Origin of the sequence: Burkholderia sp. Bmkn7, from assembly GCF_041103175.1 — a bacterium.
GTDB classification, from domain to species: Bacteria; Pseudomonadota; Gammaproteobacteria; order Burkholderiales; family Burkholderiaceae; genus Burkholderia; species Burkholderia cepacia.
Genome location: NZ_JBGCUH010000003.1, coordinates 12,704 through 26,171, shown reverse-complemented (window position 1 = coordinate 26,171; position 13,468 = coordinate 12,704). Strand labels below are relative to the sequence as shown.

The following is a 13,468-nucleotide window of genomic DNA, read 5'->3' as shown; positions in this document are numbered from 1 at the left end:
AAGTCCAGACAGAAGGCCACCCAGGATGACTTCCTCCAGCACGACGATCGGCAGCAACGGCACGAACGTGTCGAACCTGCCGACCGACACGATGAACACCAACAACGTGTCGTCGACCAACGGCACGTCGGCGAGCGACCTGCAGGCGACGTTCCTGAAGCTGCTCGTCACGCAGCTGCAGAACCAGGATCCTACGAGCCCGGTCGACAGCTCGCAGATGACGTCGCAGCTCGCGCAGATCAACACGGTGAGCGGCATCGCGCAGCTGAATACGTCGCTCACGTCGCTGTCGTCGCAGCTCACGGCCGGCCAGCAGACGCAGGCCGCGCTGCTGATCGGCACGAACGTGCTCGCGCCGGGCAACGCGGTCGCGGTGAAGGGCGGCGCGGCGTCGCCGTTCGGCGTGTCGCTGTCGAGCTCGGTGTCGAACCTGACGATCACCGTGAAGAACGCGGCGGGCACCGTGGTGAACACGATCAAGGCGGGCGCGCAGTCGGCCGGCACCGTGCCGTTCAACTGGACGCCGACCGACTCGGCGGGCAACGCGCTGCCGGACGGCAAGTACACGGTCAGCGCGTCGTACACCGACAGCAACGGCACGCCGCAGCCGGCCACGACGCTCGCGGCCGCGACGGTGCAGAGCGTGATCAAGCAGGCGGACGGCACGGCGGGGCTCGTGCTGTCGAACGGCACGACGGTGGGGCTGACCCAGGTCGCGTCGATCTTCCCGAACACCGCGTCGTCCTCGTCGTCGGCCGGCGGCAACACCACCAACTGATACTGATCGAGCATTCTCGAAACGGAGACCGAAATGGGTTATCAACAGGGTCTGAGCGGCCTCTCGGGTGCATCGAACGCGCTCGACGTGATCGGCAACAACATCGCCAACGCGAACACGGTCGGCTTCAAGTCGAGCACCGCGCAGTTCGCCGACATGTACGCGAACTCGGTCGCGACGTCGACCAACACGCAGATCGGCATCGGGACGCGGCTGAACTCGGTCGAGCAGAACTTCGGCCAGGGCGGGATCACCACGACGAACTCGTCGCTCGACGTCGCGATCAACGGCAACGGCTTCTTCCAGATGTCGAACAACGGCGTGACGACGTACTCGCGCGACGGCACGTTCCAGCGTGACAAGAACGGCTTCATCGTCGACTCGCAGGGCCGCAACCTGATGGGCTATGCAGCCAACGCGGGCGGCGTGATCAACACCGCGCAGACCGTGCCGCTGCAGGCGCCGACGACCAACCTCGCGCCGACCGCGACGACCAAGATCTCCGCGCAGTTCAACCTGAACTCGCAGGACACGGTGCCGACCAAGACGCCGTTCAACGCGACCGACAATACGACGTACAACTACTCGACGTCGATCCAGGTATACGACTCGCTCGGCGGCTCGCAAGCGGTCAACATGTATTTCGTGAAGTCGGCGGCCGGCACGTGGGAAGCATACGCGGGCGTGCAGGGCGGCGCGACGAACGACCTCGGGACGGTCACGTTCAACTCGTCGGGCGCGATCCAGAGCACGACGACGGGCACGCCGGCCACGCCGACCACGTCGCTCGGCCAGTTCCAGTTCACGGTGCCGAACACCGACGGCTCGGCGACGCCGCAGAACCTCACGCTCGACCTGACCGGCACGACGCAGTACGGCGGCAAGGACGGCGTGAACAACCTCGCGCAGGACGGCTTCGCGAGCGGCACGCTGACGACCTACACGATCGGCACCGACGGCAAGCTGACCGGCAACTATTCGAACGGCCAGACGTCCGTGCTCGGCCAGATCGCGCTCGCGAACTTCAACAACCCGAACGGGCTGGTGAACCTCGGCGGCAACCAGTACGCGGAGAGCTCCGCGTCGGGCGTGCCGCAGATCTCGGCGCCGGGCAGCACGAACCACGGCACGCTGCAGGGCAGCGCGCTCGAGAGCTCGAACGTCGACCTCACGTCGCAGCTCGTCAACCTGATCACCGCGCAGCGCAACTACCAGGCGAACGCGCAGACGATCAAGACGCAGCAGACCGTCGACCAGACGCTCATCAACCTGTAAGCGCGGATAACGGGCAGCCATGGACCGACTGATCTACACGGCGATGACGGGCGCGTCGCAGTCGCTCGACCAGCAGGCGATCGTCGCGAACAACCTCGCGAACGCGTCGACGACGGGCTTTCGCGCGCAGCTCGCGACGTATCGCGCGGTGCCGATGAATTTCGGCGACGGCAGCAACATCGACCCGACGACGACGCGCACCTACGTGCTCGCGTCGACGCCCGGCGCCGATTACGCGCCGGGTCCGATCACGCGCACCGGCAACCCGCTCGACGTCGCCGTGCAGGGCGCCGGCTGGCTGGCGGTGCAGGCGGCCGACGGCAGCGAGGCGTACACGCGCGCCGGCAACCTGCATGTCGACGAGAACGGCCAGCTCGTCACCGCGAGCAACCTGCCGGTCGTCGGCAACGGCGGCCCGATCTCGGTGCCGCCGAACGCGGAAGTGACGATCGGCAAGGACGGCACGGTGTCCGCGCTGATGCCGGGCGACCCGCCGACGGCGGTCGCGATCGTCGACCAGATGAAGCTCGTCAATCCCGATCCGGCCACGCTCACGCGCGGCAACGACGGGTTGTTCCGCACCGCCGACGGCAATCCGGCCGACGCCGACCCGAACGTGGTCGTCACGCCGAATTCGCTCGAGGGCAGCAACGTCAACCCGGTGACCGCGATGGTCGCGATGATCGACAACGCGCGCGCGTTCCAGCTTCAGTCGAAGCTGATCCAGACGGCCGACCAGAACGAGCAGTCGGCGAACCAGCTGCTCAACTTCAGCTGAGCGCCCGCGCCAGCCCACGCAGGAGAATTGACAAGTGAACCGTTCGCTCTACATCGCCGCCACCGGCATGAATGCGCAGCAGGCGCAGATGGACGTGATTTCGAACAACCTCGCGAACACCAGCACGAACGGCTTCAAGGCGTCGCGCGCGGTATTCGAGGATCTGCTGTACCAGACCATCCGCCAGCCGGGCGCGAACTCGACGCAGCAGACCGAGCTGCCGTCGGGCCTGCAGCTCGGCACCGGCGTGCAGCAGGTCGCGACCGAGCGCCTGTACACGCAGGGCGGCCTCACGCAGACCGGCAACTCGAAGGACGTCGCGATCAACGGCGCGGGCTTCTTCCAGGTGCTGATGCCGGACGGCACGAACGCGTACACGCGCGACGGCTCGTTCCAGACCAACGCGCAGGGCCAGCTCGTCACGTCGAGCGGCTACCAGATCCTGCCGGCGATCACGATCCCGCAGAACGCGACGTCGCTGACGATCGGCAAGGACGGCGTCGTGTCGGTCACGCAGGCGGGCTCGACCAACTCGGTGCAGATCGGCTCGCTGCAGATCGCGACCTTCATCAACCCGGCCGGCCTCGAGGCGCGCGGCGAGAACCTGTTCTCCGAGACCACGTCGTCGGGCGCGCCGAACGTGTCGCAGCCGGGCCTGAACGGCGCGGGCGTGCTCAACCAGAACTACGTCGAAGCGTCGAACGTGAACGTCGTGCAGGAGCTCGTCAACATGATCCAGACGCAGCGTGCCTACGAGATCAACAGCAAGGCCGTGACGACGTCCGACCAGATGCTGCAGACCGTCACGCAGATGAAGAGCTAACCGGAAAGTCCCGTCGTCGCCATGAAGCAGGTTCGCCTCCTCCCGTCAGCCACCGTCCGCGCCGCATGCGCGATCGCGGTGGCGGCGCTCGCCGCCGGTTGCGCGCAGATTCCGCGCGATCCGATCATCCAGCAGCCGATGACGGCACAGCCGCCGGCGCCGATGTCGATGCAGGCGCCCGGCTCGATCTACAACCCCGGATACGCGGGGCGGCCGCTCTTCGAGGATCAGCGGCCGCGCAACGTCGGCGACATCCTGACGATCATGATCGCGGAGAACATCAACGCGACCAAGTCGTCGGGCGCGAACACGAACCGGCAGGGCAACACCGACTTCAACGTGCCGACGGCCGGCTTCCTCGGCGGGCTGTTCGCGAAGGCGAACCTGTCGGCCGCCGGCAACAACAAGTTCGCGGCGACCGGCGGCGCGAGCGCGGCGAACACGTTCAACGGCACGATCACCGTGACCGTCACCAACGTGCTGCCGAACGGCAACCTGGTGGTCAGCGGCGAGAAGCAGATGCTGATCAACCAGGGCAACGAATTCGTGCGCTTCTCGGGCGTCGTGAACCCGAACACGATCTCGGGCGCGAACTCGGTCTACTCGACGCAGGTCGCCGACGCGAAGATCGAATACTCGTCGAAGGGCTACATCAACGAAGCCGAGACGATGGGCTGGCTGCAGCGCTTCTTCCTCAACATCGCGCCGTGGTGATGACGATGCAGCCGCCTCTTTTCCACCGCCTGTCGTTCCGTGCACTGGCCGCCTTCGTGCTGGCGGCCTGCGTGCTCGGCGCGGCGCCCGCGCACGCGGAACGCCTGAAGGATCTCGCGCAGATCCAGGGCGTGCGCGACAACCCGCTGATCGGCTATGGCCTCGTCGTCGGTCTCGACGGCACGGGCGACCAGACGATGCAGACGCCGTTCACGACGCAGACGCTCGCGAACATGCTCGCGAACCTCGGCATCTCGATCAACAACGGTTCGGCCAACGGCGGCCCGTCGTCGCTGAGCAACATGCAGCTGAAGAACGTCGCGGCCGTGATGGTGACCGCCACGCTGCCGCCGTTCGCGCGGCCGGGCGAGGCGCTCGACGTCACCGTGTCGTCGCTCGGCAACGCGAAAAGCCTGCGCGGCGGCACGCTGCTGCTCACGCCGCTGAAGGGCGCGGACGGCCAGGTCTACGCGCTCGCGCAGGGCAACATGGCGGTCGGCGGCGCGGGCGCGAGCGCGAACGGCAGCCGCGTGCAGGTGAACCAGCTCGCGGCCGGCCGGATCGTCGGCGGCGCGATCGTCGAGCGTTCGGTGCCGAACGCGATCGCGCAGATGAACGGCGTGCTGCAGCTGCAGCTGAACGACATGGACTACGGCACCGCGCAGCGGATCGTGTCCGCGGTCAATTCGAGCTTCGGCCCGGGCACCGCGACGGCGCTCGACGGCCGCACGATCCAGCTCGCCGCGCCGGCCGATTCGGCGCAGCAGGTCGCGTTCATGGCGCGCCTGCAGAACCTCGACGTGAGCCCGGACAAGGCCGCGGCGAAGGTGATCCTGAACGCGCGCACCGGCTCGATCGTGATGAACCAGATGGTCACGCTGCAGAGCTGCGCGGTCGCGCACGGCAACCTGTCGGTCGTGGTCAACACTCAGCCGGTGGTATCGCAGCCGGGGCCGTTCTCGAACGGGCAGACGGTGGTGGCGCAGCAGTCGCAGATCCAGCTCAAGCAGGACAACGGCGCGCTGAAGATGGTGACGGCCGGCGCGAATCTCGCCGACGTCGTGAAGGCGCTGAACACGCTCGGCGCGACGCCCGCGGACCTGATGTCGATCCTGCAGGCGATGAAGGCCGCCGGCGCGCTGCGCGCCGACCTGGAGATCATCTAAATGGCAGCCTCTCTTCCGAACGCGAACGACCTCACGCAGCGCTTCGCGCTCGACGTGCAGGGTTTCGACGCGCTGCGCGCGCAGGCGAAACAGTCGCCGCAGGCCGGCGCGAAGGCGGTCGCCGGCCAGTTCGACGCGATGTTCACGCAGATGATGCTCAAGAGCATGCGCGACGCGTCGCCGGACGGCGGGCTGTTCGATTCGCATACGTCCAAGCTGTACACGTCGATGCTCGACCAGCAGCTCGCGCAGCAGATGTCGACGCGCGGGATCGGCGTCGCCGACGCGCTGATGAAGCAGCTGCTGCGCAATGCGGGGCAGGGCGCGGGCAGCGACACGGCGGCCGATGTCGGCGCGGCCGGCCTGGGCGCAGGCGGCCTCGGCACGTCGGGTAACGAAGGCGGCCTCGCCGCGATGAACGCGATGGCGAAGGCCTACGCGAACGCGGCGAACAACGGCGGGCTCGCCGGCACGCGCGGCTACTCGGCCGGCAGCGCGCTGACGCCGCCGCTGAAGGGCGCGAGCGGCGTGCAGGACGCCGACGCGTTCGTCGACCGGCTCGCGGGCCCCGCGCAGGCGGCCAGCGCGTCGACCGGCATCCCGGCGCGCTTCATCGTCGGTCAGGCCGCGCTCGAGTCGGGCTGGGGCAAGCGCGAGATCCGCGCGAGCGACGGCTCGACCAGCTACAACGTGTTCGGCATCAAGGCGACCAAGGGCTGGACCGGCCGCACGGTGTCGGCGCTGACGACCGAATACGTGAACGGCACGCCGCGCCGCGTGGTCGCGAAGTTCCGCGCGTACGACTCGTACGAGCACGCGATGACCGATTACGCGACCCTGCTGAAGAACAATCCGCGCTACTCGGGCGTGCTGAGCGCGAGCCGCAGCGTCGAAGGCTTCGCGCACGGGATGCAGAAGGCCGGCTACGCGACCGACCCGAACTACGCGAAGAAGCTGATCTCGATCATGCAGCAGATCGGCTGACGGCCCGTCGGCCAGTGCCGTTGCCCCTTTCGGACCGCGCCCGGCAGCCCGCCGCGCGCGGTTTCAACGTTTGCGCGAAAAAAATCCCCGTTTCGATCTAAACTTTCGGTCAGCACTGCCGCTAAGTGTGAGAGACCTGCGACCGGGCCCCCGTTCTGGCCCGGTTTTATCGCGCACCGGTTGCCCGGGCGCCCATGACAAGAAAGACCGGCTAGCCATGAATATCGAAACGTCGACGGACCCCAGCCTGGATGCAGGCCACTCCGGGCCCGACTATGCCCGCCGCAATCCGCTGGAAATCGGCGTGCAGCTGCGCAACCTCGTCAATCGCGGCGATTTCCTGACCGTCCAGTACCCGGGCGGCCAGCTCGTCACGCGCCTGCTCGAGGTGGATGTCGGCGCGCGGACGTTCACGTTCGACTGGGGCGCGCTGTCCGAGCAGAACGCCGGCATCCTGGGCGCGTCGCACTGCACGTTCGCGGCCGCGCCGGAGGGCGTGCGCGTCGAATTCTCCACGGGCACGCCGCGCGAGACGCGCTACGAGGGGCTGCCCGCGTTCGTCGCCGATTTCCCCGACGTCCTGATGTGCATCCAGCGCCGCGAGTATTTCCGCGTCGATGCGCCGGTCGTCGATCCGTACGTGTGCCGCGGCAAGCTGCCGGACGGCGAGAGCTTCCTGTTCGAGGTGCACAACCTGTCGCTCGGCGGGGTAGGGCTGCGCACGGCCGACGAACGCGTCGAGGCGCTCGAGGTCGGCACGCTGCTGCCCGACGTCGAGCTCGAGCTGACCGGCCACGGCAAGCTGTCGCTCGACCTGCAGCTCGTGTCGCAGCGTTCGACGCAGATGCCGAACGGGTCGCGGCGCTACCAGCTCGGCTTTCGCTACATGTCGCTGCCGGGCAGCGCGGAGAACACGCTGCAGCGGCTGATCACGCAGCTCGAGATGAAGCGCCGCTCGCTCGCGCGGGCCTGACGCGCACGCGGCGGCCGGCCCCGCCCGGGGCCGCTCGAGGCTGCCCGAGGTTGCCCAAGCAACCGCCGCCGGCCCGGGCCGCCGGGCGTTTCGACCCGCCACGCGCGAGCGCGCGTCGCGCGTGCATTTTTTCCTCAATTTTTTCGATCCGCGGCCGTTATACCGGGAGTCACGCAACCCGGCGGCCGCAGCGCGGCCGGCTCATCAGGATCGCGCATGTCCAACACACTCATGAACCTCGGCGTCAGCGGCCTGAATGCCGCACTCTGGGGCCTCACGACGACCGGCCAGAACATCAGCAACGCGGCGACGCCGGGTTATTCGGTCGAACGCCCCGTTTATGCCGAGGCAAGCGGCCAGTACACGAGCAGCGGTTACATGCCGCAGGGCGTGAACACCGTCACCGTGCAGCGGCAGTACAGCCAGTACCTGAGCGACCAGCTGAACGGTGCGCAGACGCAGAGCGGCGCACTGTCGACGTGGTATTCGCTCGTCACGCAGCTGAACAACTACATCGGCAGCCCGACGTCCGGCATCTCGACCGCGATCACGAACTACTTCACCGGGATGCAGAACGTCGCGAACAGCGCGTCCGACGCGTCGGTGCGGCAGACCGCGATGAGCAATGCGCAGACGCTCGCGAACCAGATCACGGCGGCCGGCCAGCAGTACGACGCGCTGCGCCAGAGCGTGAACACGCAGCTCACGAGCACCGTGACGCAGATCAACGCGTACACCGCGCAGATCGCGCAACTGAACCAGCAGATCGCGTCCGCGAGCAGCCAGGGCCAGCCGCCGAACCAGCTGATGGACCAGCGCGACCTCGCGGTGTCGAACCTGTCGAACCTCGCGGGCGTGCAGGTCGTGCGCAACAGCGACGGCTACAGCGTGTTTCTCGCGGGCGGCACGCCGCTCGTCGTCGCGAACAAGAGCTACCAGCTCGCGGCCGTCACGTCGCCGTCCGATCCGAGCGAGCTGACCGTCGTGTCGCAGGGCATCGCCGGCGCGAACCCGCAGGGGCCGAACCAGGCGCTGTCCGACGCGTCGCTGTCGGGCGGCACGCTCGGCGGCCTGCTCGCGTTCCGCAGCCAGACGCTCGACCCGGCCGAAGCGCAGCTCGGCGCGATCGCGACCAGCTTCGCCGCGCAGGTCAACGCGCAGAACGCGCTCGGCATCGACCTGTCGGGCAACGTCGGCGGCAACCTGTTCACGACCGGCACGCCGATTACGTACGCGAACCAGGGCAATACCGGCAACGCGGCGCTGTCCGTGTCGTTCGCGAACGCGTCGCAACCGACCACGAGCGACTACACGCTGTCGTACGACGGCACGAACTACACGCTGACCGACCGCGCGAGCGGCGCGGTGGTCGGCCAGTCGGCCAGTATGCCGGCGTCGATCGGCGGGCTGAACTTCTCGTTCTCGTCCGGCGCGATGAGCGCCGGCGACAAGTTCACCGTGCAGCCGACCCGCGGCGCGCTGAACGGCTTCGGCCTCGCGACGTCGAACGGCTCCGCGATCGCGGCGGCGTCGCCGTACGTGCCGTCGGCCACCAAGACGAACACGGGCACCGGCACGATCGGCGGGCTGTCGGTCACCAGCGCGACGGCCGCGGCCAACCCGCACAACTACACGATCACGATGGGCGGCACGACCGCCAGCCCGACCTACACCGTCACCGACAACACGGCCGTGCCGCCGACGACCAGCGCGGCGCAGCCGTACCAGTCCGGCACGCCGATCACGCTGACGGCCGGCGTCACGGTCACGGTGTCGGGCGCGCCCACGGCCGGCGACACGTTCACGGTCGCGCCGAACACGGGCGGCACGAACGACGGCAGCAACGCGCTTGCGCTGTCGAAGCTCGTCAGCGCGAAATCGTTCGGCAACGGCTCGACCACGCTGACGGGCGCGTACGCGAGCTACGTGAACAGCATCGGCAACACGACGAGCCAGCTGAAGTCGTCGAGCGCCGCGCAGACTTCGCTGATCGGCCAGATCACGCAGGCGCAGCAGTCGGTGTCGGGCGTGAACCAGAACGAAGAGGCGGCCAACCTGATGCAGTACCAGCAGCTCTACCAGGCGAACGCGAAGGTGATCCAGACCGCGTCGACGCTGTTCCAGACCGTGCTCGGCCTGTTCAACTGATTTCGGAGATCGATCAGATGCGGATTTCCACCACGCAGTTCTACCAGATGAACGTCGCGCAGATGAACGATCAGCAGGCGCAGCTCTCGCAGCTGTACCAGCAGATCTCGAGCGGCGTGAGCCTCTCGACGCCTGCCGACAACCCGCTCGGCGCCGCGCAGGCGGTGCAGCTGTCGATGACGTCGGCGACGCTGTCGCAGTATGCGTCGAACCAGAGCGCCGCGCTGTCGTCGCTGCAGAAGGAAGACCAGACGCTCATCAGCGTCAACAACCTGCTGAACAACATCCATACGGTCGTGATCCAGGCCGGCGACGGCTCGCTGTCCGACAGCGACCGCGCGGCGCAAGCGACCCAGCTGCAGGGCTATCGCGACCAGTTGCTGACGCTCGCAAACTCGACCGACGGCTCGGGCAACTACCTGTTTTCGGGCTTCCAGTCGACCACTGCGCCGTTCTCGAACGCGCCGGGCGGCGGCGTGACCTACAGCGGCGACACGGGCACGCGGCAGGTGCAGATCGCCGATACGCGCGCGATCTCGCAGGGCGACAACGGCGCGAACGTGTTCCTGTCGGTGCCGATGCTCGGCAGCCAGCCGGTGCCGCTCGCCGGCGCGGGCAACACGGGCACGGGCACGATCGGCGCGGTGTCGATCACGAGCCCGTCGGCCGCGACCAACACGCACCAGTTCACGATCACGTTCGGCGGGACGGCCGCCGCGCCAACCTATACGGTCACCGACAACACCGTGGTGCCGCCGACCACGAACCCCGCGCAGCCGTATTCGGCCGGCGCCGGGATCGCGCTCGGCAACGGCCTGTCGGTGCCGGTGTCGGGAACGCCGGCTCCTGGCGACACGTTCACCGTCACGCCCGCGCCGAAGGCCGGCACCGACGTGTTCGCGGCGCTCGACTCGATGATCGCCGCGCTGAAGGTGCCGATCAGCAGCAACACGTCCGCCGCGGCCTCGCTCGCGAACGCGATGACCACCGGCACGACGAAGCTGAACAACATGATGACGAACGTCCTCACCGTGCAGGCGTCGGTCGGCGGCCGCGAGCAGGAAATCAAGGCGATGCAGACCGTGAACCAGACCAACACGCTGCAGGTCACCAGCAACCTGTCCGACCTGACGAGCACCAACATGGTGTCGACGATCAGCCAGTTCCTGCAGATGCAGAACGCGCTGACGGGCTCGCAGAAGGCTTACGCGCAGCTGCAGAACCTGTCGCTGTTCCAGTACATCAACCCCTGATGCACGCCGCGCCGGCCGCGATGTGAGCGCACGCTTGCGTCGCGGCCGGTGTCGACCGCCGCCCGCTTGCCCCCGATGCGCGGCCGGCCGGCCGCCGGGCCGCGCGATCGCGCCCCGTTTCGCCTGCACCCGGCCGCGCCCCGCGCCTGCCGGCGCCGCCCGCCGGCCCGCGTGTCGGTCTGCTTGCCAGCCCCATTTCCGCTCCGTAAACTCGCGCCAGATTCCAGACCGGCGCATCCTCCGCAGCCGGCGACCGACCGACAGGAGCCCTTTTCCCCATGTCCGATTCCTACTTCCCGCGCTGGCGGGTGCAATCGACCGGCGCGGCATCGCGCGTGGTCGGCCCCGACGAGCGCCTGCCGTGGCCGCAGATGGTCGCGATGGGCGTGCAGCACGTCGTCGCGATGTTCGGCTCGACCGTGCTCGCGCCGCTGCTGATGGGCTTCGACCCGAACCTGTGCATCTTCATGTCGGGCATCGGCACACTGCTGTTCTTCGTGCTGGTCGGCGGCCGCGTGCCGAGCTACCTCGGCTCGAGCTTCGCGTTCATCGGCCTCGTGATCGCGGTGACCGGTTATGGCGGCAGCGGCCCGAACCCGAACATCCCGGTCGCGCTCGGCGGGATCGTCGCGTGCGGTGTCGTGTACGTCGCGATCGGCGCGCTGGTGCAGGCGATCGGCACGCGCTGGATCGAGACGCTGATGCCGCCGGTCGTGACCGGCGCGGTGGTCGCGGTGATCGGGCTCAACCTTGCGCCGATCGCGGTCAAGGGCGTGTCCGGGTCGACCTTCGAATCGGTGATGGCGCTCGTCACGGTGCTGTGCGTCGGCGGCGTCGCGGTGTTCTCGCGCGGCATGGTGCAGCGCCTGCTGATCCTCGTCGGGCTGGTGATCGCTTACGTGATCTACGCGGTCGTGACCAACGGGATGGGGCTCGGCAAGCCGATCGATTTCTCGATCGTCGGGCACGCGGCCTGGTTCGGCGTGCCGAGCTTCCGCGCGCCGGTGTTCGATCCGCACGCGATGCTGATGCTCGCGCCGATCGCGGTGATCCTGGTCGCGGAGAACCTCGGCCACATCAAGGCCGTCAGCGCGATGACGGGCACCAGCCTCGATCGCTACGTGGGCCGCGCGTTCATCGGCGACGGGCTCGCGACGATCGTGTCGGGCAGCGTCGGCGGCACGGGCGTGACGACCTACGCGGAGAACATCGGCGTGATGGCCGTCACGCGGATCTACTCGACGCTCGTGTTCGCGGTCGCCGCGCTGATCGCGATCGTGCTCGGTTTCTCGCCGAAGTTCGGCGCGGTGATCCAGACGATTCCGGGCCCCGTGCTCGGCGGCGTGTCGATCGTCGTGTTCGGGCTGATCGCGGTGACGGGCGCGCGGATCTGGGTCGTCAACAAGGTCGACTTCTCCGACAACCGCAACCTGATCGTCGCGGCCGTCACGCTCGTGCTCGGCGCCGGCGACTTCTCGCTGAAGATCGGCGGCTTCGGGCTCGGCGGGATCGGCACCGCGACGTTCGGCGCGATCATCCTGTACGCGATCCTGCGCAAGGAAAAGGAACCGGGCCCGGTGGTGTGATTCGGGAGCGGGCGGTGCAATGCCGCCCGCGGGCGCTTGCCTCACGCGCCGGTATTCGACTGCGCCTGCAGCCACGCGCAGAACTGCGCGACGAGCGGATCGTCGGCCGGCGCACGCGGCGCGATCCACCAGTAGCTGCGCGTCGCGATGCGCGGCCCCGCCAGCGGCATCACGAGCCGGCCGCTCGCGAGCTCGTCGTCGATCAGCGGCAACGGGCCGAGCGCGACGCCGAGCCCGTCGACGGCCGCCTGCAGCGCCAGGTAGAAGTGGTCGAACGACTGCCGCTTGCGCCCCTTCATCGTCACGCCGGCCGCCGCGAACCAGTCGCGCCAGCCTTCCGGCCGCGTATCCGAATGCAGCAGCACGTGGCGCGCGAGATCGTCCGCGCGCGCGATCGGCGCGCGTTTGAGCAACGCGGGGCTGCAGACCGGAATCACGCTTTCGTCGAGGAAGTGGCCGCTCGTGCAGTTCGACCAGTGGCCGGGGCCGCGGCGGATCGCGACGTCGAAACCGTCGAGCGCGTCGAGCGGCGCGTTCGACGTCGACAGCTTCAGCTCGACGTTCGGCACGTCGCGCTGGAACCGCGACAGGCGCGGCAATAGCCATTTCATCGCGAAGGTCGGCAGCGCGTTGATGCGCAGCACGCGCGCCGCGCCGGTGTTGCGCAGCTGCTCGGTCGCGTGCGCGATGCTGTCGAACGCCGCGCGCACGGTGTCCAGGTAGCGGCGGCCTTCGTCGGTGAGCTTCACGCGCTTGCCGTAGCGGTGGAACACCGGCTTGCCGAGCCATGCCTCGAACCCGGCGATCTGGCGGCTGATGGCACCGTGAGTCACATGCAGCTCGTCGCCGGCGGCGCTGAAGCTTTCATGTCGTGCCGCGGCTTCAAAGGCCCGAAGCGCGGAAAAGGGCGGGAGATCGCGTGCCATGCTTGTGATTCTAGATCACAAGGGCGCGTCGATAAAATCGTTTTGCAGGCCTGCCGAACGGCGG

General features: G+C 68.3%; 12 protein-coding genes. 11 read left to right on the top strand and 1 reads right to left on the bottom strand.

The annotated features are described in order from the left end of the window. Nucleotides 1-25 precede the first annotated feature (25 nt). From flgD to AB3K92_RS21450, 11 genes are all read left to right on the top strand, one after another. A complete protein-coding gene (gene flgD, locus AB3K92_RS21500) occupies nt 26-778 on the top strand; it encodes a flagellar hook assembly protein FlgD (protein WP_369465812.1) in 753 nt (250 codons plus the stop codon). Nucleotides 779-811: 33 nt separating this feature from the next. Next, nucleotides 812-2,053, top strand: a complete 1,242-nt coding sequence (gene flgE / locus AB3K92_RS21495; protein ID WP_021164158.1) for a flagellar hook protein FlgE — start codon at nt 812-814, stop codon at nt 2,051-2,053. Between the two features lie 19 nt (nt 2,054-2,072). After that, nucleotides 2,073-2,831: a flagellar basal-body rod protein FlgF gene (flgF, locus tag AB3K92_RS21490; RefSeq protein ID WP_027788921.1), complete on the top strand. Its 759-nt coding sequence runs from the start codon at nt 2,073-2,075 to the stop codon at nt 2,829-2,831. A 34-nt stretch (nt 2,832-2,865) separates the two neighbouring features. Beyond that, complete coding sequence (flgG, locus tag AB3K92_RS21485) at nt 2,866-3,654, top strand: flagellar basal-body rod protein FlgG (RefSeq protein WP_021164160.1); 789 nt, start codon at nt 2,866-2,868, stop codon at nt 3,652-3,654. A gap of 21 nt (nt 3,655-3,675) precedes the next feature. After that, a complete protein-coding gene (gene flgH, locus AB3K92_RS21480; protein ID WP_369465811.1) occupies nt 3,676-4,368 on the top strand; it encodes a flagellar basal body L-ring protein FlgH in 693 nt (230 codons plus the stop codon). A 5-nt stretch (nt 4,369-4,373) separates the two neighbouring features. Then, nucleotides 4,374-5,534, top strand: a complete 1,161-nt coding sequence (locus AB3K92_RS21475) for a flagellar basal body P-ring protein FlgI (RefSeq protein ID WP_369465810.1) — start codon at nt 4,374-4,376, stop codon at nt 5,532-5,534. After that, on the top strand, nt 5,535-6,518 hold the full coding sequence (gene flgJ, locus AB3K92_RS21470; protein WP_027788924.1) for a flagellar assembly peptidoglycan hydrolase FlgJ: 984 nt from the start codon (nt 5,535-5,537) through the stop codon (nt 6,516-6,518). 217 nt (nt 6,519-6,735) lie between these two features. Further along, the gene (locus tag AB3K92_RS21465; protein WP_021164374.1) at nt 6,736-7,491 is read left to right on the top strand and encodes a flagellar brake protein; all 756 of its coding nucleotides are present in this window, start codon (nt 6,736-6,738) and stop codon (nt 7,489-7,491) included. Nucleotides 7,492-7,707: 216 nt separating this feature from the next. Continuing rightward, nucleotides 7,708-9,639, top strand: coding sequence for a flagellar hook-associated protein FlgK (flgK, locus tag AB3K92_RS21460; protein WP_369465809.1), 1,932 nt, complete (start codon nt 7,708-7,710; stop codon nt 9,637-9,639). A 17-nt stretch (nt 9,640-9,656) separates the two neighbouring features. After that, a complete protein-coding gene (flgL, locus tag AB3K92_RS21455) occupies nt 9,657-10,892 on the top strand; it encodes a flagellar hook-associated protein FlgL (RefSeq protein ID WP_059496532.1) in 1,236 nt (411 codons plus the stop codon). Nucleotides 10,893-11,170: 278 nt separating this feature from the next. Continuing rightward, nucleotides 11,171-12,478 (top strand): solute carrier family 23 protein, encoded by a 1,308-nt coding sequence (locus tag AB3K92_RS21450; RefSeq protein WP_059586886.1) that lies wholly within the window; start codon nt 11,171-11,173, stop codon nt 12,476-12,478. Nucleotides 12,479-12,519: 41 nt separating this feature from the next. On the opposite strand, the gene AB3K92_RS21445 is transcribed toward AB3K92_RS21450, so the two are convergent. Continuing rightward, nucleotides 12,520-13,404 carry a transcriptional regulator GcvA gene (locus AB3K92_RS21445; RefSeq protein ID WP_021163478.1) on the bottom strand — a complete coding sequence of 295 codons (885 nt, stop codon included), beginning with the start codon at nt 13,402-13,404 and terminating at the stop codon, nt 12,520-12,522. Nucleotides 13,405-13,468 lie beyond the last annotated feature (64 nt).

Excerpts from the sequence above, each read along its gene's own strand:
- flgD (WP_369465812.1), top strand. The coding sequence starts at position 26 with ATGACTTCCTCCAGCACGACGATCGGCAGCAACGGCACGAACGTGTCG.
- flgE (WP_021164158.1), top strand. The coding sequence starts at position 812 with ATGGGTTATCAACAGGGTCTGAGCGGCCTCTCGGGTGCATCGAACGCG.
- flgF (WP_027788921.1), top strand. The coding sequence starts at position 2,073 with ATGGACCGACTGATCTACACGGCGATGACGGGCGCGTCGCAGTCGCTC.
- flgH (WP_369465811.1), top strand. The coding sequence starts at position 3,676 with ATGAAGCAGGTTCGCCTCCTCCCGTCAGCCACCGTCCGCGCCGCATGC.
- AB3K92_RS21475 (WP_369465810.1), top strand. The coding sequence starts at position 4,374 with ATGCAGCCGCCTCTTTTCCACCGCCTGTCGTTCCGTGCACTGGCCGCC.
- flgJ (WP_027788924.1), top strand. The coding sequence starts at position 5,535 with ATGGCAGCCTCTCTTCCGAACGCGAACGACCTCACGCAGCGCTTCGCG.
- AB3K92_RS21465 (WP_021164374.1), top strand. The coding sequence starts at position 6,736 with ATGAATATCGAAACGTCGACGGACCCCAGCCTGGATGCAGGCCACTCC.
- flgK (WP_369465809.1), top strand. The coding sequence starts at position 7,708 with ATGTCCAACACACTCATGAACCTCGGCGTCAGCGGCCTGAATGCCGCA.
- flgL (WP_059496532.1), top strand. The coding sequence starts at position 9,657 with ATGCGGATTTCCACCACGCAGTTCTACCAGATGAACGTCGCGCAGATG.
- AB3K92_RS21450 (WP_059586886.1), top strand. The coding sequence starts at position 11,171 with ATGTCCGATTCCTACTTCCCGCGCTGGCGGGTGCAATCGACCGGCGCG.
- AB3K92_RS21445 (WP_021163478.1), bottom strand. The coding sequence starts at position 13,404 with ATGGCACGCGATCTCCCGCCCTTTTCCGCGCTTCGGGCCTTTGAAGCC.